The sequence below is a fragment of the Pseudomonas sp. H3_E07 genome, from assembly GCF_054668895.1.
Map to the genome: position 1 here is coordinate 2,629,111 of NZ_CP162795.1, position 22,022 is coordinate 2,651,132.

Below are 22,022 nucleotides of genomic sequence, written 5' to 3' on the forward strand. Positions count from 1 at the left end.
GGGGAGTGAACTGGGCGCAATCGTAGCAGGCTTTACAGGTAGCGCTTCAGGTTACGGGGCAGGTAGTCCGCGTAGGTGGCTTTGGGATGAGCCTGGCACTTACGCACGATTTCCGGCAGGGCGTTTTCCAGTTCGTCGGCACGGGTCAGGCCTTCGTTGTAATCGCTTTTACCGCTTAGCGCCGGGAACATCACCGCTACCCGGGTAATGGCAAAGCTCTTCATCGCGATCAACGGGCGGGTGGGATGGTCGCGACGGAACTGGCTGACTTCTTCGGTCAGTGCGCTGCAGGATTGGTAAGTGGTTTGCGTGAAGGTCAGTTGAGTCGTTTCCTTCCTTGGCGCTTCGGGCGTGAAAATCATATCGTTCTGCGCGTCGAGTACCGCAGGCCGATCGGCAGTTACCGTCCAAGGCTTGAAGCGCCAGAGTGTGGCCGCAGCGACGGCGGCTGCACCAAACGCCGGCTTGGTGGCGCTGAGCGCTTTGACATCGCTGACCGTACCGTCGTTGTGAATATTCAGGCCGATACGCGCATGCCCTTGGGTGAAGGTCAGGTTGCTGGGGTAAAGCGGCTTGGGCATGCTGACCGGCTCGGGCACGAACTCCGCGAAAACCGAGGTCGACAATAGCAAGGCCGCTGCCAAGACAAAAAACCGCATCGTTGTAAATCCTTTTACGAGGCACACCTGACGCCAGGGCGGCGCCAGATTCCGCCGGCATTATCGGCTTCACGGCGGACAAAGAGCAATCATTCGTGTTTAGCGCTGCATACCCCAACGCTTCACGGTCAGGCGCTCAAAGGTGTCAAACACCAGGTTTTCCACGAGCAGGCCGATCAGGATCACGACTGCCAGACCGGCAAACACCTTGTCGGTGTACAGCTCGTTACGATTCTGGAAGATGTACCACCCCAGGCCACCCTTGCCGCTGGTGGCACCGAACACCAACTCGGCGGCGATCAGGGTGCGCCAGGCAAATGCCCAGCCGATCTTGAGGCCCGCGAGGATCGACGGCAGCGCCGCCGGGATCAGGATGAACAGCACAAAACGCATGCCCTTGAGGCCATAGTTGCGCCCAGCCATACGCAGGGTTTCGGACACGCCGAGGAACCCGGAATACGTGTTGAGCGCCAGCGCCCACAGCACCGAATGCACCAGCACGAAGATCAGGCTGTTCTGCCCCAAGCCAAACCACAGCAGCGCCAGCGGCAGCAATGCAATGGCCGGCAGCGGGTTGAACATCGAGGTCAGGGTGCTCAGCAGATCGCGGCCCAGTTGGGTCGATACCGCCAAGGTGGTCAGGGCAAACGCCAGTACGATGCCGATCAAGTAACCCTTGATCAGCACCACCAGCGAGATGCTGACCTTGCTGAGCAACTCGCCGCTGAGCAAGCCGTCGTACAGCGCATGAAAGGTCTGCAAGAAGCTCGGCAACAACAGGTCATTATTCTGGTAGCGCGCAACGACTTCCCAAAGGATCGCGAGTACCACCAGGATCAGGCCCTTGCGCAGCCAACCTTGTTGCCACAGGCGTTGGCGCAGGGGCAGTTCGCGCTCCACGGGGACGCTGATCAGCGGTTCTAGGGTGATTTCATATTCCTGGCGCATGGATGCTCCCCTTAATACGCGATGCGGATATCAGCGAAACCCAACTCACGTTCGGCCTCGGGCGCTTCATCGAACAGCAAGCGATGGATACGCCGCGCCGATGCCTGGAACTCCACGCCACCGAGACTGTGCAGGTCATATTGATGGCTGTGGATTTCCGCGCGCACGCGCCCCGGATGAGGCGACAGCAACAGAATGCGATTGCCCACCACCAGCGCTTCTTCGATGGAGTGGGTGACGAACAACAGGGTGAAACGCACCTCTTCCCAGAGCAGCAGCAATTCTTCCTGCATCTTGCGCCGGGTCAGGGCATCGAGGGCAGCGAAGGGCTCGTCCATCAGCAGGATTTTCGGCTGCATGGCCAAGGCGCGGGCGATGGCGACACGGGCTTTCATACCGCCGGAAAGCGTGTGGGGATAGGCATCGGCAAACGCCGTGAGGCCGACTTTGTCGAGGTAGTGCAGCGCGCGTTCTTCGGCTTCGGCGCGCTTCAAGGTTTTAGAGGCCAGCAATGGGAACATCACGTTCTGTTTTACGGTTTTCCACGGTGGCAGTTGGTCGAATTCCTGGAACACCACGATGCGGTCCGGGCCCGGTTGGTCGACCTTTTTCCCCAACAGACGGATCTCGCCTTCGCACGGTTTGATAAACCCGGCGATAGACTTGAGCAACGTTGATTTGCCGCAACCGGAGGGGCCGAGCAACACGTAGCGGTCGGCAGGATCGATCTCGAAACTGACTTGATGGGTTGCCCGCACTACGCGCTCCGGGGTGCGGTATTCCAGGCTGACGTGATCCACCGCCAGCAACGGCGCGGTGGTGTGCAGGTTGCTGGCCGTGTGGCCTTGCAAGGGCGCGTTCATCTCAACTTCCTTGCAGGGGCTTGGCGTCCTGGAAGAAGTAGTCCTTCCACGATTCAGGCTTGTTCTTGATGGCGCCGACGCGGTAGAGGAATTCCGCCAGCGGGTAGGTGTTTTTTGGCGTAACGCTGAATTCGAATTGCGGGTTGTCGATGATTTTCAGCAGCTCGGCACGGTCGATCTTGGCCTTGGTCACGCGGATGTAGGTGTCAGCCGCAGCACCTTTATCGTGCTGGGCGAACTGCGCGGCTTCGGTCAACGCTTCCACGAACGCCGTGTAGGTTTTTGGATTGTCGTTGCGGAATTTTTCGGTGGCAAACAGCACGGTCGGCGAGTTCGGGCCAAGCAGGTCGTAGGTGTTCAGCACCACATGCACGTTCGGATTGGCCAGGGCCTGGTCCTGGAACGGCGGGTTGGAAAAATGCCCGGTCAGCTCGGTACCGCCAGCGATCAGCGCTGCAGTGGCATCCGGGTGCGGGACGGCGACGGTGTACTTGTCGAGGCGATTGAATTCCTTGTCGCCCCATTGCTTGGCCGCGGCGTATTGCAGGAAGCGCGACTGCACCGACACGCCCAGCGCCGGCACGGCAATGCGGTCCTGCTCGGTGAAATCGGCGATGGTCTTGACCTTGGGATTGTTGCTCACCAGGTAGTAAGGGAAGTTACCCAGGGACGCGACGGCCTTGACGTTCTGCTTGCCGCGGGTGCGGTCCCAGATGGTCAGCAGCGGGCCGACACCGGCGCCGGCGATGTCGATGGAACCGGAGAGCAGCGCGTCGTTGACGGCGGCGCCGCCGGACAATTGTGTCCAGTCGACCTTGATGTCGATGCCTTGCTGCTTGCCGTATTTTTCAATCAGGTTCTGGTCACGCACCACGTTGAGCAACAGGTACACGATGCCGAACTGTTCGGCGATGCGGATCTCGCCTTCGGCCTGCGCGGCTGTCGGCGCAACAAGGCTGCCAGCCAGCAGGCTGACACCCAGGCCGACAGTCGCGGCCAGCCGTGCGAATGGAATTTTGCTGGACATGCTTGTGCTCCGAATCAGAAAGGCGCGTCGCCCTGGATGGTGGTACGAAACAGCTTGCGGCGTAGATGGCTTGGGCAACCGGCAGCGAGGTGAATCAGCGAGCGGTTATCCCAGAACACCAAGTCGTGGGGCTGCCATTGATGGCGGTAGATGTTTTGCGGCAACACGCTGTGGGCGTAGAGTTGGGCCAGCACGTCGCGGCTTTCGTCTTCGGGCAGCCCGACGATTCGAGTGGTGAAGCCTTCGCTCACGAACAGCGCTTTGCGGCCGTTTTCCGGATGGGTACGCACGATGGGGTGCACGACTTCCGCAACCTGGGCAAGCTGCTCTGGGGTCAGTGTGGGGCGCCAGTTGCCTTCGAATTTGGTCTCGCTGTAGCGCGCGGTGTAGGAATGCGCGGCACTGCGGCCTTCAACGGCCGTGCGCAGGTGTTCGGGCAATTGGTCCCAGGCTTTGTGCATGTCGGCGAACAAGGTGTCGCCACCTTCGGAGGGCAGTTCCTGGGCGTGCAGCATCGAACCCAGGCTCGGCAGTTCCTTATAGGACAGGTCCGAATGCCAGAATTTGCCCGCGTCTCCCAGACCGATGGACTGACCGTTTTCAATGATGTTGGAGACGATCAGAATTTCCGGGTGGTTGGCCAGCAGGAACTGTTTGAGCACATGGATCTGCAGCACGCCGAAACGACGGCTGAAGGCGATCTGCTGCTCGGGGGTGATGCGCTGGTCACGGAACACCACGACATGATGGTCCAAGTGCGCGCGGTGAATGCGCGAAAAATCCTCGTCGTTGACCGGTCGCGACAAGTCCAGGCCAATGATCTCGGCGCCGACGCTGCCGGGCAGTGGACGAATCTCGAAGGATTGGACGGTAGCGGTCGCTGTTGGAACAGTAGAGGTGGCGGACATGAGGTCACTCCCGGTCAGACAGGAGATTGACTTTATAGATATAAGAACGGCTATTTAAATACCGTTAATGAATAACGATATGCGGGAATGTTTCGGCTCAACCCCAAGCCACTTGGCCCAGGGCAATAAACCACAGCGGTAAAGTGTTCAGTCCATAACACCTGATGCTGCATTGTCGGCGCTTGAAGCAGGTTTGATGAACCTGCCTGTGTAAGGCGCCATAAATGCTGGCTGTGGGCGCTGGGAGCCCTATGTTGAAACGCTTACAAGCCGAAACTGTGCCCGTTTGACAAGCTTACGGGCAGTCTCTAGTGTGCATTGGATCCAATTAGCCACGCCCATTCTAATAAGGAGGATAGCGTAACCGTGACGCAGAAGCCGACCCCTTTGAACAGCATCAAGATCAGCGGACCTATTCCCGCCCATCTCGCTCGCTCCGTGATTGAAGAAACCTTGCGCAACGCCATCCTGGATGGTCGGTTGCCCTGCGGTACTGCCATGCGCCAACAGGAGTTGGCCAGCCTGTTCGGGGTCAGTCGCATGCCGGTGCGTGAAGCCTTGCGCCAACTGGAGGCCCAGTCACTGCTGCATGTGGTGACCCACAAGGGCGCCGTGGTTGCACCGTTGATCGAAGACAATTCAGCCGAGACCTATGAACTGCGGATGTTGCTGGAGTCTGAAGCGCTGCGCCTGTCGATTCCCTTGCTCACCGAAGCCGATATCGAGGAAGCCGAGGCGTTTATTTGTGCCCTCGAACAGGAAAAAGACTACACCGAGATTGGACGCCTCAATCGCCTGTTCCACATGGCGCTTTATGGCAAGGCCCCCAACCAGCGGCTGCTTAAACTGGTGGAGCACGGTTTGAACGAGGAAGAGCGATTCCTGCGTTACAACCTTGAGGCCATGGGGCTGGGCGAAACGTCCCAGGAGGACCACCGCGAACTGTTGAACTTGGTAGCGCAGAAGAAAACCCAGGAAAGCATCTTGACGCTGCGCAATCACTTGATGCGAGGCATGGAGGTGATCACGGCGTACCTGAATGGCTTGGATGCCCACGGCAAGAAAGTTACGCCATAAAGTATTGCGTTCTCCTGTCCCGTCCTTCCAATATTACGGGGGCCACTCACTCAGTGTAGTGCCTCCCGCTAAAGAAACTTCCCACTACGCCCCAAGCAACCAACTTACAACATATATTATTTAGAAAAACTTCTATTATATTTGTATGCGCGCCAACCTATTTAATACGCTTATTATCTTTTATTACTAAACCACTTCGCTCGGCGTTGCAGCGCCTATCGTCGAGCATTTCTGCACGCCGGTAGTCGGCTTATGCCTGCGCGCGCCCTGACCATTACAAACTCATCGCTGTTTCCCAACAGCAGCCGCAACAACTCATAGGCATCAACCATGCATCAACCTTTACTTGAAACAGCAAAACTGCAGTTATGCAGCCACTCGTTATTTTTAGAAATAACTTGCCTGCGCAAGTTACAACTTTTTATGGAAAGTCATGTGTTTGCAGTCTGGGACTTCATGACCCTCGCCAAGCGCCTGCAACAGGACCTGACCTGCACTCGCTTGCCCTGGCTACCCGCTGCAGACCCGCAGGCAGCGCGGCTGATCAATGAGATCATTCTGGGTGAGGAGTCAGACGAACACCCCGTGCAAGGCTATTGCAGCCATTTCGAACTGTATTTGGAAGCCATGGCGGAAGTGGGCGCCAGCACCTCGGCCATCAGCCACTTTGTTGCGCTGCTACGCCAAGGCCTGGGAGCCACGGCAGCCTTGCACCAGGTCGAGGCTCCTCCCGGCGTGAGCCGCTTCGTCAACGCCACCTTGCACCTTGCATTGAATGCGCCTACCCATTGTGTGGCGGCCACATTCCTGTACGGTCGCGAGCATGTCATCCCGGGGATGTTCGAACGCATCCTGCAATCTGATGAGTTCATTCATCGCCAAGCGCCTACCTTGTGCGCTTACCTCAAGCGCCACATCGAATTGGACGCCAAGGAACACGGGCCAGCGGCGGAGCAGTTACTCAATCGCCTGGTCAGCGCAGACCCTACGTATCCGCAACAGGCCCACGACGCCGCACTCGCTGCGATGCAAAGCCGTGTCGCGTTCTGGGATGAGCTTCAGGCCTCGCTGCAAGAGGTGCACCCATGAACGCCGGCGACTACCAAGCCATCGCCGATGACTGGGAGCGCCGCGCAACCATCCGCACACGGCCTCGGCGCTTGCTGGAGAGCGATGACAAACTGATCTACCCGCTGTGCCGTCAGCCCCTGGTGCTCTGCGCGGCATTTCTTGAGCACTGCCCTCAGTGGCGCGATTTTGTACTGGTGCAGAGCTTTTACAAGTTCATCAACGACGTGGTGATATTCGAGACCGAGATCGTCGACAAGACTGCACGCAGCATCGCCAAAAATCGCTTCGCTGTGCCCTTCCCGCTGACCTGCCGCGTGGATGCGATGACCGTCGTCGTGGACGAGGATTACCACGCACTGGTTGCGCTGGATTTCCTGCAGCAAACCGTGGCCATGACCGGCATACAACCGCTGGAACTGCCCACAGAAATAGAGCTGAGCCGTGCGCTGCCCACGGCACAGGCGTTGGCGCCCGCTCATCTACGCGATGCTGTCGCACTGATTGGCGTGGCAATCGCTGAAAACACCGTGACCCAGGATGTGGCGGCATTCTCCAAGGACACCAGCGTGAAAGCTTCCATCCGTGGCTTGATGGCCGACCACCTGTTTGATGAGGGCCGCCACGCCCAGTTCTGGATACGGCTCGTACGCCTGTATTGGCAAACCGTGAGCGAGGGGGACCGCAATGAAATCGCCAAGGTGCTGCCGGTTTTCCTGGCTCAGTACCTGACGAACGACCTGCAAAAAAACTTCGACTTGAACTTGATCCAACACCTCGACATCAGCGCCAGCCTACGCGGTGCGTTACGCGCTGAAGTGGCGGCACAGGCCTTCCCTATCACCCGCCAACATCCATTGATGGGCAATATCCTTGGCTTTCTGCAACACAGCGGTTTGCTGCAAACGCCGAGCGTGGCGCATGCGTTGAACGATTACCTGCCAGTGTCCGGGAGGGTGACATGAGGCGGCTGAGCATTGGATTTTCCGGCGCCAGCAGCGCCTTGGAGGCGGTCAGGCAAGAGCTGGAACAGTATGGGCATATCACAGGCAACGAGGGCGTCGACCTGTGCATCGATGACGGCGATCAGTCGGTGCAGGGCAACGCACGCCCGATTCCAAAATTGAGCCTGCGCCTGGGCGTCGGCCCCATCACCGACTACGGGTTGCCCGCGCTGCAACTGCGCGCCTATAGGCCAGACCGAAAGCTGTTGGCCGTACTGGACATCGCCGACGAGCTCAGCGGTAACGGTCAACGACTGCGCCGGCGAGTCATCCGCGAATTGGTGGAATGGACCGCGCTGCACATCAGCGGCTTCTCGCGAGACCCTGGATACTTCGAATTGAAGGCGGTCGCCAATGGCTGTCCCGAACACTGCCTGGATGCGCTTGAGGCGCTGGCATTCACCCACCGGTTCAACCGCTCCGCCGACCCTGACGTGATAGAGGCAGCCCGAGTGCCACTGATCAATCGGTTGCAGGCAAGCTTTCATACATTTGCCGACCGGCCCGCATTGCATATCGGTGCCAGCGAAGTGACCTATCGTCAGCTGCATGCTCAAGCATTGGCAATCCAGCAGCGCTTGCACCCCTTGTTGGTAACGGGGCAAACGCCCGCAGTCGTCGGGATCTGCCTGGAAAAAACAATCGGCTTGTACGCCAGTATCCTTGCCGTGCTGGGCAGTGGAGCGGTGTACCTACCGTTGGATCCGGACCACCCGCCTCACTGCCATCGGGCCATGCTCGAAAGCGCAGGAGCCCAGGTATTGCTGGATGCCGGTCAGCATCCATTAAGAGCGTGTTTCAGCTCATTGGATGTCAGCGACCACGCTCTACACGACGTCGACCTCACACAGCCGTTGGCGCGCCTCCACCGTCATGCCGATGCGCCCTGCCTGATGCTCTTTACCTCGGGCACCACCGGGCAACCCAAAGGCGTGTTGCTCAGCCAAGCCAACCTGGCGCATTTCACGGCCTGGTTCAGGTCCTGTGTGAACCTGGATGAACAGAGCCGCGTCTTGCAGTTCTCGCCATTGAGCTTCGACTCATCGCTGATCGATATTTTCCCCGCCTTGGTAGCGGGTGCTCAGTTGATCGTCCCCAGCACAGAGCAACGACAAGACCCTCAACAGCTGCTGGACCTGCTTCACCGGCAACGCATCACCCATGCCTTTCTTCCGCCTGCGCTGCTGAGTATCCTGCCGCTCGATCAACCGCTGGGCCTCACGCATCTGCTGACCGGTGGAGATGTGTGCGAACCCCATGTGATCGAACGCCTTTCAACGCAGTGCCAGTTCCATAACCTCTATGGACCGACGGAGGCCACGGTGTTGGTCACCCATCGGATGCTGCGCCCCAATGACAGCAATCGCAACGTCGGCCGCCCCATCGCCAACAGCCAGGTGCTGATCCTCGATGAACACCTGCAACCGGTGGATGAAGGGGTGATGGGTGAGGTGTATATCGTCGGCCCAGGAGTGAGCCTGGGGTACGTGAACGCACTATCACAGGCTTCCAGTTCTTTCGTGGAGCTGGCAGTGCCAGGCGAACTGCCGTTGCGGGCCTATCGCACTGGCGACCTGGCGCAGTGGACTGCCGACGGGATCGTGCTGGGAGGACGGCGAGATGATCAGGTGAAGATCCGTGGTTTTCGGGTAGAGCCCCTGGAGATTGAGCAGTGCCTGCGCAGCAGTCGGCTGTATCGACAGGTGGCAGTGGTGATCGACCGTGATCGCAGGATCCGTGGCTTTGTCGCGCAACCCGAACCGGGAGCAAGCATGACGGCGCTGCAACACCATGCACGGCAGTGGCTACCGGACTACATGCAGCCCGGCGTCTGGGATGAGCTGCCACGCATACCGTGTTCCAGCAACGGCAAAATCGACCGTGCGGCGTTGCTGGCAGTGCCGATCCAGCCCACGTTGCCGACAGCCTGCAGCGCGGCACAAACCCCGCTTCAGACTCAATTGACCCACTTGTGGATCGAACTGCTGGCGTTGCCCACGGGTGAGTTGTCTATCGATGAAAGCTTCTTCGACCTCGGCGGCCATTCGATTTTGCTGTCGACCCTCTTGCTGCGTTTTCGCGAACAATTCGGCCGTAGTTTCTCGCTGAACCACTTCATCGAGGCGCCGACGATTCGTACGCTCGCAACATTGGTGGAACAAGGAGAACGACCCGATACATCCGCCAGCCAAGCGGTTCGTGATGCGCATCGGGAGCGGATATACAACACACTCCCCGAAAACTGCGTGGGCGATCCGCACAAAGTGATCGTTACAGGGGCCAACAGCTTTGTAGGGGTCCATATTGTCGAGGCACTGCTGGCCAAAGGGTGCTACAGCAGTAGCATGCCTGGTGCGCGAGAAGCCGGGGCAGTCGGCGATGGCGCGATTTACCCAAGCGCTGCGCGAGTATCGCCTGGAGCATCTGGACCTGAGCCGGGTGCAGGTATTCGCCGCAGATGTCAGCCTGCCTCGCCTGGGTTTGACCAGCAATGCCTATGAGACCCTCGCCAAAGAGTTCGGTGTGCTGGTACATAACGCCGCCAGGGTCAACCATGTATTGGACTATGCGTCGCTGACCAGGGACAACGTTGACCCCGTACTCGAATGCCTACGCCTGTGTGAGACGCACTGCAAGAAGGTCCTCAATTTTGTCTCGACGCTCTCCGCGTCGAGCAGTGTCGATACTCAAGGCTATGTCCTAGAAGCGCCCGCCGCGGCCACGCTGCCGCTGTACATCAAGAATGGCTACAACTTGTCCAAGTGGGTCGCCGAACGGCAACTGGCGCGTGCGGTGGAACGTGGGGCCTGGGTGAATATCCATCGACCCGGCAACATCAGTTTCAACAGCCTCACGGGCGTTTGCCAGCCGCAAAAGAATCGCCTGATGCTGATGCTCAAGGGGTCACTGCAAATGGGCCTGCTCCCGAAGTTGGCGTTGAACTTCGACCTGATGCCGGTGGACTTCCTGGCGCGCTTCATCGCGTTCCACTGCACCCGCTTTCAAGCCGGTAGCAGTGTGTTCAACCTGCACAATCCGCAGCCGTTGAGCTGGGCCCACTACTTGGATGGCTTCAGCCAGGCGGGTCACCGTTTCAAGCGGGTCAGCGTTGAGCAGTGGCAACAGTCGCTACACACGATCAGCCATGACAATGCACTGTTTGGCGTACTGGGTTTTTATCTCGGCCGTCTCGACGAAGACATCGGCGACACCTCGATGATTCGCTACGACAACGCGCGACAGGCTGTCCAGCAAATGGGCGCACAGTACCCCGAAAAGGACCCGGCGCTGTTGAGTAAAGGCTGCGACTACCTCAAGGCCACCGGCTTTCTTTGAATGCCTCAGGATAACCTTATGAAACCGCTGCAACCCGATACATTGATTTGCAACCCGAATGGCCGGCCGATAGTTGCGTCTGTTTTGGTCGACTGCCATGCCACTCGCCTGTGGGACATAGTGGGGCAATTCGCAGGCTTCGATGCGTTCATTCCTGACCTGACACATATCGAAATGACGGGCACAGGCGTGGGCGCCTTGCGAACAAAATTCTTCCGCGATGGTAATTGTGTGGTGGAGCAACTCAATAGCCGCGACGAACAGGCCATGCACATGACCTGGACCACAATCTACAACACCCTCGGTGTAGCCAGGCTGTGGGCGGCGATCCGTGTGGAGGCCCTTGGCGCAGACTGTTCCAAAGCAACATGGACGATCATTGCCGAGCCCATCGACCGTGCAAACACAGGATTTGAACAATTTGTGCAGAGCTTCGCCGATAGCGCCTTGGAAAATGTTCGTCGGATAGTCGGCTAAGCGGCAGGGGCGAGAGGGCTCGCTCCTGCCCGATCAATCAGCGGGTCAGATCTTGAAACTATCGACCAGTTGTTTCAATCGATTGGCCTGCTGCGACAGCGCGTCGCAATCCTTCAGGGTTTCGTTGAGATTGGCCACGCCTTGCTGGTTCAGCAGGTTGATCTGATTGATGTCGACGTTGAGCGTTTCCACCACCGCCGTCTGTTCTTCCGTGGCTGCGGCGACGGACTGGTTCATGCCGTCGATTTCGACAATCCGCTGCGTTACGCTGACCAAGCGCTCACCAGCCTGGTTCGCGACCTCAACACTTTCTTCGCTGGAGGTTTGGCTGGCGTTCATGGTGGTCACCGCTTCACGCGAGCCCACTTGCAGAGACGTGATCATTTTGTGGATCTCTTCGGCCGACTCCTGAGTGCGGTGAGCCAGGTTACGCACCTCATCGGCGACCACTGCAAAGCCTCGACCGGCCTCACCAGCACGTGCCGCTTCGATGGCGGCGTTGAGTGCCAGCAGATTGGTTTGCTGGGAGATGCCTTTGATCACATCGAGAATGTGGCCGATGTTGTCGGTGCTGGCGTTGAGGGTCTCGATCTGAGTGCAGGACAGGCTGATCTTCTGCGACAGTTCCGACATTGCAAGGATGGTTTGCTCCACCACCTTGCGCCCATCGTCGGCTTGTTCACTGGCGCCGCTGGCGTGCTGTGAAGCATCGGCGGCGTTACGTGCGATTTCCTGGGTAGCAGCGCCCAGTTCGTTGATCGCTGCTGCCACGCTGTTGGTACGCGCGCTTTGCTCATCGGAACCGATGATAGAGGCATTGGACGAGGCCATTACACGCTGGGAGAGATCGTGCACCTGTCGGGTTGCCGAAGACACCTCCGAAATCGAGGCGTGGATACGTTCTACAAACTGATTGAACGCGCTACCGACTTCGCCGAACTCGTCCTTGCTGGTCACAACGAGGCGGCGGGTTAGGTCACCTTCGCCTTGGGCAATGTCCTGCATCGCCACGCCCATGGTGGTGAGGGGTCGCAGCAAGACCTGAATCAACAGGCTCAGGAGCACCGCAATCGCGACTACGGCGATCAACATGGCAATCAAGGCGGAAGTACGGAACTTGCCCAGCGGTGCGTAGGCTTTGTCTTTATCAATCGACAGACCGATATACCAATCTGCGCCGGGTAAGCCACTGATAGGGGTAAAGGACAGGATGCGGTCCTGACCGTTGAGGACGACATCCTGGCTGACCTTCTCGATACGCACCTGGGTGCCAGGGTAGATGTCCTTGAGGTTCTTCATCACCTGATCCTGTTCAGGACTGACGATGACTTGCCCGTCGCTACTGACCAGGAACGCATGGCCGATACCGCCGAAGTCCACCGAATTGATAATCTTCACCAGGGTCTGCAGGCTCAGGTCGCCACCGACTACACCGAGCAATTCACCATTCTTCTTCACCGGCATGGCGATGGTCACGATCTGCCCGCCTACTGCGGCCATGTAGGGCGGGGTAAGCATGGGTTTGTCCGCGGCTACTGCCTGCTTGTACCAGGGACGCTGACGAGGGTCATAACCATCGGGCATTTTTGCGTCCGGACGCTGAGTGAAAACGCCGTTGGTTTGGCCAACGTAGGTGAACTGGAAGTTCGAGGTGAATGCCGGTTGATCGACCAGACCTGGAAGGTCAGCACCACTGCCCTGGTGGGCTACGTTTTGCGTGAGGCTTTCGAGTACCAGTATTCGCCCACTGAGCCAGTTCTGCACACTGCTGGCGGTGAGCTCACCGGATTGCTGGATGGACGATTCCAGGTTCTGCTTGATGGTGCTGCGTTGCAGGTAGTCGTTATAGAGGGTGAACAACGCGAAGGCCAAAACCACGACGCCTGACGCGGCCAACAGAATTTTATGACTGAACTTAAGATTCATTTCATCGACTTCTTTTGCCAAAGGGGGGTGAGCGTGCCGAGTGGAACATTCCATGTAGCGGTATAGGCAGCTTCTCCGGCCGCTCTATTTCGGTGCACGCATGGCTCGTCAGGCTTTCGGCCAACGCTTGGCAAATCTTAGGAATTTGTGAGGTATTTCCTGTTTTTATGTGGGAAACAGACCAGCGGTACACCTAGGCGATGGGGGTTACGAAACGTGGTGATTTAAGGCCCTAAACGACAAAACCCCTGTCTGCGTTAGCAGACAGGGGTTTCGGAATTCAATCTTGACGATGACCTACTCTCACATGGGGAAACCCCACACTACCATCGGCGATGCATCGTTTCACTGCTGAGTTCGGGATGGGATCAGGTGGTTCCAATGCTCTATGGTCGTCAAGAAATTCTGTGTATCGGACCGTTGCGCTAGCAACGTGCCGATGAAATTCATGGACTTCTACATAAACAAAACCCCTGTCTGCGTTAGCAAACAGGGGTTCTGGAATTTAATCTTGACGATGACCTACTCTCACATGGGGAAACCCCACACTACCATCGGCGATGCATCGTTTCACTGCTGAGTTCGGGATGGGATCAGGTGGTTCCAATGCTCTATGGTCGTCAAGAAATTCGGGTACTGAGTCGTGACCTGATGGCCTCGCTTCAGCAAATTGGGTATGTGACAGATCGGTGTTTTGTGAGATATCGAACTTTCGGTTCGTATCATCTTCACACACCGCAATCTGATGCTCGTTAGAGTAGTCAAATTGCTTGGGTGTTATATGGTCAAGCCTCACGGGCAATTAGTATTGGTTAGCTCAACGCCTCACAGCGCTTACACACCCAACCTATCAACGTCGTAGTCTTCGACGGCCCTTCAGGGAACTCAAGGTTCCAGTGAGATCTCATCTTGAGGCTAGTTTCCCGCTTAGATGCTTTCAGCGGTTATCTATTCCGAACATAGCTACCCGGCAATGCCACTGGCGTGACAACCGGAACACCAGAGGTTCGTCCACTCCGGTCCTCTCGTACTAGGAGCAGCCCCTCTCAAATCTCAAACGTCCACGGCAGATAGGGACCGAACTGTCTCACGACGTTCTAAACCCAGCTCGCGTACCACTTTAAATGGCGAACAGCCATACCCTTGGGACCGGCTTCAGCCCCAGGATGTGATGAGCCGACATCGAGGTGCCAAACACCGCCGTCGATATGAACTCTTGGGCGGTATCAGCCTGTTATCCCCGGAGTACCTTTTATCCGTTGAGCGATGGCCCTTCCATACAGAACCACCGGATCACTAAGACCTACTTTCGTACCTGCTCGACGTGTCTGTCTCGCAGTCAAGCGCGCTTTTGCCTTTATACTCTACGACCGATTTCCGACCGGTCTGAGCGCACCTTCGTACTCCTCCGTTACTCTTTAGGAGGAGACCGCCCCAGTCAAACTACCCACCATACACTGTCCTCGATCCGGATAACGGACCTGAGTTAGAACCTCAAAGTTGCCAGGGTGGTATTTCAAGGATGGCTCCACGCGAACTGGCGTCCACGCTTCAAAGCCTCCCACCTATCCTACACAAGCAAATTCAAAGTCCAGTGCAAAGCTATAGTAAAGGTTCACGGGGTCTTTCCGTCTAGCCGCGGATACACTGCATCTTCACAGCGATTTCAATTTCACTGAGTCTCGGGTGGAGACAGCGCCGCCATCGTTACGCCATTCGTGCAGGTCGGAACTTACCCGACAAGGAATTTCGCTACCTTAGGACCGTTATAGTTACGGCCGCCGTTTACCGGGGCTTCGATCAAGAGCTTCGCGTTAGCTAACCCCATCAATTAACCTTCCGGCACCGGGCAGGCGTCACACCCTATACGTCCACTTTCGTGTTTGCAGAGTGCTGTGTTTTTAATAAACAGTCGCAGCGGCCTGGTATCTTCGACCGGCATGAGCTTACGGAGCAAGTCCTTCACCCTCACCGGCGCACCTTCTCCCGAAGTTACGGTGCCATTTTGCCTAGTTCCTTCACCCGAGTTCTCTCAAGCGCCTTGGTATTCTCTACCCAACCACCTGTGTCGGTTTGGGGTACGGTTCCTGGTTACCTGAAGCTTAGAAGCTTTTCTTGGAAGCATGGCATCAACCACTTCGTTAACTAAAAGTTAACTCGTCATCAGCTCTCGGCCTTAAGATCCCGGATTTACCTAAGATCTCAGCCTACCACCTTAAACTTGGACAACCAACGCCAAGCTGGCCTAGCCTTCTCCGTCCCTCCATCGCAATAACCAGAAGTACAGGAATATTAACCTGTTTTCCATCGACTACGCTTTTCAGCCTCGCCTTAGGGACCGACTAACCCTGCGTCGATTAACGTTGCGCAGGAAACCTTGGTCTTTCGGCGTGGGTGTTTTTCACACCCATTGTCGTTACTCATGTCAGCATTCGCACTTCTGATACCTCCAGCAAGCTTCTCAACTCACCTTCACAGGCTTACAGAACGCTCCTCTACCGCATCACTTACGTGATACCCGTAGCTTCGGTGTATGGTTTGAGCCCCGTTACATCTTCCGCGCAGGCCGACTCGACTAGTGAGCTATTACGCTTTCTTTAAAGGGTGGCTGCTTCTAAGCCAACCTCCTAGCTGTCTAAGCCTTCCCACATCGTTTCCCACTTAACCATAACTTTGGGACCTTAGCTGACGGTCTGGGTTGTTTCCCTTTTCACGACGGACGTTAGCACCCGCCGTGTGTCTCCCATGCTCGGCACTTGTAGGTATTCGGAGTTTGCATCGGTTTGGTAAGTCGGGATGACCCCCTAGCCGAAACAGTGCTCTACCCCCTACAGTGATACATGAGGCGCTACCTAAATAGCTTTCGAGGAGAACCAGCTATCTCCGAGCTTGATTAGCCTTTCACTCCGATCCACAGGTCATCCGCTAACTTTTCAACGGTAGTCGGTTCGGTCCTCCAGTTAGTGTTACCCAACCTTCAACCTGCCCATGGATAGATCGCCCGGTTTCGGGTCTATTCCCAGCGACTAGACGCCCTATTAAGACTCGCTTTCGCTACGCCTCCCCTATTCGGTTAAGCTCGCCACTGAAAATAAGTCGCTGACCCATTATACAAAAGGTACGCAGTCACCTAACAAGTAGGCTCCCACTGCTTGTACGCATACGGTTTCAGGATCTATTTCACTCCCCTCTCCGGGGTTCTTTTCGCCTTTCCCTCACGGTACTAGTTCACTATCGGTCAGTCAGTAGTATTTAGCCTTGGAGGATGGTCCCCCCATATTCAGACAAAGTTTCTCGTGCTCCGTCCTACTCGATTTCATGACTAAGAGATTTTCGCGTACAGGGCTATCACCCACTATGGCCGCACTTTCCAGAGCGTTCCGCTAATCTCAAAGCCACTTAAGGGCTAGTCCCCGTTCGCTCGCCACTACTAAGGGAATCTCGGTTGATTTCTTTTCCTCAGGGTACTTAGATGTTTCAGTTCCCCTGGTTCGCCTCTTGCACCTATGTATTCAGTACAAGATAACCATCTTATGATGGCTGGGTTCCCCCATTCAGACATCTCCGGATCAAAGTCTGTTTGCCGACTCCCCGAAGCTTTTCGCAGGCTACCACGTCTTTCATCGCCTCTGACTGCCAAGGCATCCACCGTATGCGCTTCTTCACTTGACCATATAACCCCAAGCAATCTGGTTATACTGTGAAGACAACATTCGCCGAAAATTCGAATTTCTCAACTAAGAGAACTCACAAATTTTACCTTAGCCTGATCCGTTACCAGTGAAAGTAACGTTCAGTCTATCTTTCTATCACATACCCAAATTTTTAAAGAACGATCTAATCAAAGACTAGAAATCAATATTCACACTGGAATATTCATTTCTAAACTCTAACAGCAGAAGCAGTTATATGGTGGAGCCAAACGGGATCGAACCGTTGACCTCCTGCGTGCAAGGCAGGCGCTCTCCCAGCTGAGCTATGGCCCCATAACAAAATTGGTGGGTCTGGGCAGATTCGAACTGCCGACCTCACCCTTATCAGGGGTGCGCTCTAACCAACTGAGCTACAGACCCAATTTCGAGCGCAACTGATTAGCTATGAGCTATCAGCTTGGAGCTTAAAGCTGCTTCTATCGTCTTCTTCAATGAATCAAGCAATTCGTGTGGGAACTTATGGAGCAGCTGATGTCGTCGATTAAGGAGGTGATCCAGCCGCAGGTTCCCCTACGGCTACCTTGTTACGACTTCACCCCAGTCATGAATCACACCGTGGTAACCGTCCCCCCGAAGGTTAGACTAGCTACTTCTGGTGCAACCCACTCCCATGGTGTGACGGGCGGTGTGTACAAGGCCCGGGAACGTATTCACCGCGACATTCTGATTCGCGATTACTAGCGATTCCGACTTCACGCAGTCGAGTTGCAGACTGCGATCCGGACTACGATCGGTTTTATGGGATTAGCTCCACCTCGCGGCTTGGCAACCCTCTGTACCGACCATTGTAGCACGTGTGTAGCCCAGGCCGTAAGGGCCATGATGACTTGACGTCATCCCCACCTTCCTCCGGTTTGTCACCGGCAGTCTCCTTAGAGTGCCCACCATTACGTGCTGGTAACTAAGGACAAGGGTTGCGCTCGTTACGGGACTTAACCCAACATCTCACGACACGAGCTGACGACAGCCATGCAGCACCTGTCTCAATGTTCCCGAAGGCACCAATCTATCTCTAGAAAGTTCATTGGATGTCAAGGCCTGGTAAGGTTCTTCGCGTTGCTTCGAATTAAACCACATGCTCCACCGCTTGTGCGGGCCCCCGTCAATTCATTTGAGTTTTAACCTTGCGGCCGTACTCCCCAGGCGGTCAACTTAATGCGTTAGCTGCGCCACTAAAAGCTCAAGGCTTCCAACGGCTAGTTGACATCGTTTACGGCGTGGACTACCAGGGTATCTAATCCTGTTTGCTCCCCACGCTTTCGCACCTCAGTGTCAGTATTAGTCCAGGTGGTCGCCTTCGCCACTGGTGTTCCTTCCTATATCTACGCATTTCACCGCTACACAGGAAATTCCACCACCCTCTACCATACTCTAGTCAGTCAGTTTTGAATGCAGTTCCCAGGTTGAGCCCGGGGATTTCACATCCAACTTAACAAACCACCTACGCGCGCTTTACGCCCAGTAATTCCGATTAACGCTTGCACCCTCTGTATTACCGCGGCTGCTGGCACAGAGTTAGCCGGTGCTTATTCTGTCGGTAACGTCAAAACAATCACGTATTAGGTAACTGCCCTTCCTCCCAACTTAAAGTGCTTTACAATCCGAAGACCTTCTTCACACACGCGGCATGGCTGGATCAGGCTTTCGCCCATTGTCCAATATTCCCCACTGCTGCCTCCCGTAGGAGTCTGGACCGTGTCTCAGTTCCAGTGTGACTGATCATCCTCTCAGACCAGTTACGGATCGTCGCCTTGGTGAGCCATTACCTCACCAACTAGCTAATCCGACCTAGGCTCATCTGATAGCGCAAGGCCCGAAGGTCCCCTGCTTTCTCCCGTAGGACGTATGCGGTATTAGCGTTCGTTTCCGAACGTTATCCCCCACTACCAGGCAGATTCCTAGGCATTACTCACCCGTCCGCCGCTCTCAAGAGAAGCAAGCTTCTCTCTACCGCTCGACTTGCATGTGTTAGGCCTGCCGCCAGCGTTCAATCTGAGCCATGATCAAACTCTTCAGTTCAAACATCTTTGGGTTTTTAAGAAACCCTAAACTTGGCTCAGCAATCGTTGGTTACATCTTTGATTTCTCGCGGAGTAACTTGTGATGCTGATAATCTTGTTGACTATCAGTCTGACTCCACAAGCACCCACACGAATTGCTTGATTCAGTTGTTAAAGAGCGGTTGGTTAAGATCTTTCGTCTCAACCGAGGCGCGCATTCTACAGCAGCCTCATTTGCTGTCAAGTGATTATTTTCAGAAGTTTTCGAAGAATTCTTCAACAACTTCAACCACTTGCGCCTTCGATCTCTCGTTAGCGGGAGGCGAATTCTACAGCGTTACACGCTGCTGTCAACACCTCTTTTTCAACTTCCTTTTGGCTTCGATGAACTGAAGCAACCTGCTGCCGAAACCTACATAACTCATTGTTTACCAAGGAGTTTTCCGTTTCGACTGCGCCGGAAGTGGGGCGAATTATAGACGTCTGGGATCTGCCGTCAACCCTTGATTTTGCTTTTCTATCAATTACTTAGAATTGATTAAAAAATCACCAATACAGGGCCACCAGCATCTTCTATATAGAGGAAGGGATTCAGATAACACCTGCCGCCTTCAGAGCAGCCACATTCACGCCCGCCAACCCCAATACATCTTGAAGCACCTGAGCCGTATGCTCTCCCAGCAGAGGAGGCGCATTGCGGTACTCCACGGGCGTCTTGGACAAGCGTATCGGACTGGCGACCTGAGGCACCATCCCCGCCAATGCGTGAGGCAATGCCATCGCCAACCCACGCGCCTTGACCTGGGGGTCGGCAAATACCTGAGCCAAATCATTAATCGGCCCGCACGGCACACCCACACGCTCCAACTGCGACACCCACTCGGCCGTCGTCTTGAACACCGTTGCCTGACGAATCAACGGAATCAGCTCCGCCCGATTTGCCACCCGCACCTTGTTAGTAGAGAAGCGCGGATCATCCGCCCACTGTGGCTGACCAGCCACTTCGGCAAACTTACGAAATTGCCCGTCATTGCCTACCGTCAGGATGAAATCACCATCGGCGGTGGGAAAGTCCTGATAAGGCACGATATTCGGATGTGCATTGCCCAGCCGCTTTGGCGATGCCCCTGTCGTCAGATAATTCATCGCCTGGTTTGCCAGGCATGCCACCTGCACATCCAGTAGCGCCATATCGATGTGTTGCCCACCACCATCGTGATCCCGATGAGCCAGTGCCGCCAGAATCGCCACCGTCGAGTACAGCCCCGTAAGAATGTCAGTCAGCGCCACACCCACCTTAACCGGCCCAGCCCCATCATCACCTTCGGGACGGCCGGTCAGGCTCATGAGCCCGCCCAGCCCCTGAATCATGAAGTCATAGCCCGCTCGCGTCGCATAGGGCCCGGTCTGACCAAAACCCGTGATCGAGCAGTAAATTAGCTCGGGGTTGATCTCTTTGAGCGACTCATAATCCAACCCATACGCAGCAAGCCCGCCCACCTTGAAGTTTTCAATGAGGATGTCCGACTTGGCCGCGAGCTCACGCACCAGCGCCTGCCCCTCCGGCCGCGTAAAGTCGATGGTCACCGACTGCTTATTGCGATTGGCAGACAGATAGTACGCAGCCTCACTGGTGTTCTCGCCATAAGCATCCTTAAGGAAGGGTGGCCCCCAGGCGCGCGTATCGTCGCCGCTGCCCGGCCGCTCAACCTTGATCACTTCAGCGCCAAGGTCCGCAAGGATCTGCCCGGACCAGGGGCCCGCCAGTACTCGCGATAAGTCCAGTACCCGCAGATGCGAAAGCGCGCCCATGCCGTGCTCCTATTAATAGAACGCCTGAAGACCGGTTTGCGCACGCCCCAGAATCAAGGCATGCACGTCATGAGTACCTTCATAGGTGTTGACCACCTCGAGGTTGACCAGGTGACGCGCCACCCCGAACTCATCGGAAATGCCATTGCCGCCGAGCATGTCGCGCGCCATACGCGCGATATCCAGGGATTTACCGCAGGAGTTGCGTTTCATGATCGAAGTGATCTCAACCGCCGCCGTGCCTTCATCCTTCATACGCCCCAGGCGCAGGCAGCCCTGCAGGGCCAGGGTGATCTCGGTCTGCATATCAGCCAGCTTTTTCTGGATCAACTGGGTCGCCGCCAGGGGACGTCCGAATTGCTGACGATCAAGGGTGTATTGGCGAGCGGTATGCCAGCAGAATTCGGCGGCACCCAATGCGCCCCAGGAGATGCCGTAGCGTGCAGAGTTAAGGCAGGTGAAAGGCCCCTTCAAACCACGCACGTCCGGGAAGATGTTCTCTTCCGGGACAAACACGTTATCCATCACGATTTCACCGGTGATCGAAGCACGCAGCCCGACCTTGCCGTGAATCGCCGGTGCGCTCAACCCCTTCCAGCCTTTCTCCAGGACAAAGCCACGGATATCGCCGGCATCGTCCTTGCCCCACACCACAAACACATCCGCGATCGGGCTATTGGTGATCCACATCTTTGCGCCCGTGAGGCTGTAACCACCCTCCACTTTGCGGGCACGGGTAATCATCGCGCCTGGGTCGGAACCATGGTTAGGCTCTGTCAGACCAAAGCAGCCGATCCATTCGCCAGAAGCCAGCTTCGGCAGGTACTTCTGTTTCTGTGCTTCAGTACCGAATTCGTTGATTGGCACCATGACCAGGGACGATTGAACACTCATCATCGAGCGATAGCCGGAGTCGACACGCTCCACTTCGCGGGCAATCAACCCGTAACTGACGTAATTCAAGCCGCTGCCGCCGTACTGCTCAGGAATCATCGCACCGAGCAAACCGGTCTCGCCCATCTCGCGAAAAATAGCGGGGTCGGTCTTTTCATGGCGGAAGGCTTCAAGCACACGCGGGGCCAGCTTGTCCTGGGCGAACTGCTCAGCACTGTCGCGCACCATGCGCTCTTCTTCGGTGAGCTGTTGATCCAGCAGTAGCGGATCAATCCAGTTGAAGCTTGCCTTGCCAGCCATGAATAAGTCC

At 56.2% G+C, this 22,022-nt stretch carries 12 protein-coding genes, 2 tRNA genes, 4 rRNA genes and 1 pseudogene; 5 read left to right on the plus strand and 14 right to left on the minus strand.

From position 1 onward, the window contains the following. Positions 1-32: 32 nt before the first annotated feature. The 5 genes from AB4O08_RS11855 to AB4O08_RS11875 all read right to left on the minus strand — a co-directional run bounded on the left by AB4O08_RS11855 (position 33) and on the right by AB4O08_RS11875 (position 4,405). Positions 33-659, minus strand: a complete 627-nt coding sequence (locus AB4O08_RS11855) for an energy transducer TonB (protein ID WP_010214265.1) — start codon at positions 657-659, stop codon at positions 33-35. A gap of 99 nt (positions 660-758) precedes the next feature. Then, positions 759-1,607, minus strand: coding sequence for an ABC transporter permease (locus AB4O08_RS11860; RefSeq protein ID WP_010214267.1), 849 nt, complete (start codon positions 1,605-1,607; stop codon positions 759-761). Positions 1,608-1,618: 11 nt separating this feature from the next. After that, positions 1,619-2,470 carry an ABC transporter ATP-binding protein gene (locus tag AB4O08_RS11865; RefSeq protein WP_044286424.1) on the minus strand — a complete coding sequence of 284 codons (852 nt, stop codon included), beginning with the start codon at positions 2,468-2,470 and terminating at the stop codon, positions 1,619-1,621. Position 2,471: 1 nt separating this feature from the next. Further along, entirely contained in the window at positions 2,472-3,497 is a 1,026-nt protein-coding gene (locus AB4O08_RS11870; protein ID WP_460114146.1) for an ABC transporter substrate-binding protein, read from the minus strand. Between the two features lie 14 nt (positions 3,498-3,511). After that, positions 3,512-4,405: a TauD/TfdA dioxygenase family protein gene (locus tag AB4O08_RS11875; protein WP_021491675.1), complete on the minus strand. Its 894-nt coding sequence runs from the start codon at positions 4,403-4,405 to the stop codon at positions 3,512-3,514. Positions 4,406-4,771: 366 nt separating this feature from the next. On the opposite strand from AB4O08_RS11875, the gene AB4O08_RS11880 reads away from it, so the two are divergent. From AB4O08_RS11880 to AB4O08_RS11900, 5 genes and pseudogenes are all read left to right on the plus strand, one after another. Further along, a complete protein-coding gene (locus tag AB4O08_RS11880) occupies positions 4,772-5,482 on the plus strand; it encodes a GntR family transcriptional regulator (protein WP_010214271.1) in 711 nt (236 codons plus the stop codon). A gap of 330 nt (positions 5,483-5,812) precedes the next feature. Continuing rightward, positions 5,813-6,571, plus strand: a complete 759-nt coding sequence (locus AB4O08_RS11885) for a DUF3050 domain-containing protein (protein ID WP_460114147.1) — start codon at positions 5,813-5,815, stop codon at positions 6,569-6,571. Continuing rightward, entirely contained in the window at positions 6,568-7,515 is a 948-nt protein-coding gene (locus AB4O08_RS11890; RefSeq protein WP_460114148.1) for a diiron oxygenase, read from the plus strand. Before AB4O08_RS11885 ends, AB4O08_RS11890 begins: the two co-directional genes overlap by 4 nt. Next, a pseudogene (locus AB4O08_RS11895) lies at positions 7,512-10,890 on the plus strand (amino acid adenylation domain-containing protein). The gene AB4O08_RS11890 and the pseudogene AB4O08_RS11895 overlap by 4 nt, the downstream one beginning before the upstream one ends. A gap of 18 nt (positions 10,891-10,908) precedes the next feature. Further along, on the plus strand, positions 10,909-11,367 hold the full coding sequence (locus AB4O08_RS11900) for an SRPBCC family protein (RefSeq protein WP_042571271.1): 459 nt from the start codon (positions 10,909-10,911) through the stop codon (positions 11,365-11,367). Between the two features lie 45 nt (positions 11,368-11,412). Here the strand turns inward: AB4O08_RS11900 and AB4O08_RS11905 are convergent, their stop codons facing one another. From AB4O08_RS11905 to AB4O08_RS11945, 9 genes are all read right to left on the minus strand, one after another. Then, on the minus strand, positions 11,413-13,293 hold the full coding sequence (locus AB4O08_RS11905) for a methyl-accepting chemotaxis protein (protein ID WP_010214278.1): 1,881 nt from the start codon (positions 13,291-13,293) through the stop codon (positions 11,413-11,415). Positions 13,294-13,577: 284 nt separating this feature from the next. Next, positions 13,578-13,693, minus strand: a 5S ribosomal RNA gene (gene rrf / locus AB4O08_RS11910). A 109-nt stretch (positions 13,694-13,802) separates the two neighbouring features. Beyond that, positions 13,803-13,918, minus strand: a 5S ribosomal RNA gene (gene rrf / locus AB4O08_RS11915). Positions 13,919-14,074: 156 nt separating this feature from the next. Then, a 23S ribosomal RNA gene (locus AB4O08_RS11920) occupies positions 14,075-16,965 on the minus strand. A 238-nt stretch (positions 16,966-17,203) separates the two neighbouring features. Then, positions 17,204-17,279: transfer RNA gene (locus AB4O08_RS11925), tRNA-Ala, on the minus strand. Between the two features lie 10 nt (positions 17,280-17,289). Next, positions 17,290-17,366, minus strand: a tRNA-Ile gene (locus tag AB4O08_RS11930). A gap of 122 nt (positions 17,367-17,488) precedes the next feature. Further along, positions 17,489-19,025, minus strand: a 16S ribosomal RNA gene (locus tag AB4O08_RS11935). Together the 16S, 23S and 5S rRNA genes with 2 tRNA genes alongside form the textbook arrangement of a ribosomal RNA operon. 572 nt (positions 19,026-19,597) lie before the next feature. Then, a complete protein-coding gene (locus AB4O08_RS11940) occupies positions 19,598-20,818 on the minus strand; it encodes a CaiB/BaiF CoA transferase family protein (protein ID WP_044286423.1) in 1,221 nt (406 codons plus the stop codon). Between the two features lie 12 nt (positions 20,819-20,830). Then, positions 20,831-22,012 (minus strand): acyl-CoA dehydrogenase, encoded by a 1,182-nt coding sequence (locus AB4O08_RS11945; RefSeq protein ID WP_010207882.1) that lies wholly within the window; start codon positions 22,010-22,012, stop codon positions 20,831-20,833. Positions 22,013-22,022 lie beyond the last annotated feature (10 nt).

Bases quoted from the DNA above. Each gene is read 5' to 3' on its own strand.
- AB4O08_RS11855 (WP_010214265.1), bottom strand. From the start codon at position 659: ATGCGGTTTTTTGTCTTGGCAGCGGCCTTGCTATTGTCGACCTCGGTT.
- AB4O08_RS11860 (WP_010214267.1), bottom strand. From the start codon at position 1,607: ATGCGCCAGGAATATGAAATCACCCTAGAACCGCTGATCAGCGTCCCC.
- AB4O08_RS11865 (WP_044286424.1), bottom strand. From the start codon at position 2,470: ATGAACGCGCCCTTGCAAGGCCACACGGCCAGCAACCTGCACACCACC.
- AB4O08_RS11870 (WP_460114146.1), bottom strand. From the start codon at position 3,497: ATGTCCAGCAAAATTCCATTCGCACGGCTGGCCGCGACTGTCGGCCTG.
- AB4O08_RS11875 (WP_021491675.1), bottom strand. From the start codon at position 4,405: ATGTCCGCCACCTCTACTGTTCCAACAGCGACCGCTACCGTCCAATCC.
- AB4O08_RS11885 (WP_460114147.1), top strand. From the start codon at position 5,813: ATGCATCAACCTTTACTTGAAACAGCAAAACTGCAGTTATGCAGCCAC.
- AB4O08_RS11890 (WP_460114148.1), top strand. From the start codon at position 6,568: ATGAACGCCGGCGACTACCAAGCCATCGCCGATGACTGGGAGCGCCGC.
- AB4O08_RS11900 (WP_042571271.1), top strand. From the start codon at position 10,909: ATGAAACCGCTGCAACCCGATACATTGATTTGCAACCCGAATGGCCGG.
- AB4O08_RS11905 (WP_010214278.1), bottom strand. From the start codon at position 13,293: ATGAATCTTAAGTTCAGTCATAAAATTCTGTTGGCCGCGTCAGGCGTC.
- AB4O08_RS11940 (WP_044286423.1), bottom strand. From the start codon at position 20,818: ATGGGCGCGCTTTCGCATCTGCGGGTACTGGACTTATCGCGAGTACTG.
- AB4O08_RS11945 (WP_010207882.1), bottom strand. From the start codon at position 22,012: ATGGCTGGCAAGGCAAGCTTCAACTGGATTGATCCGCTACTGCTGGAT.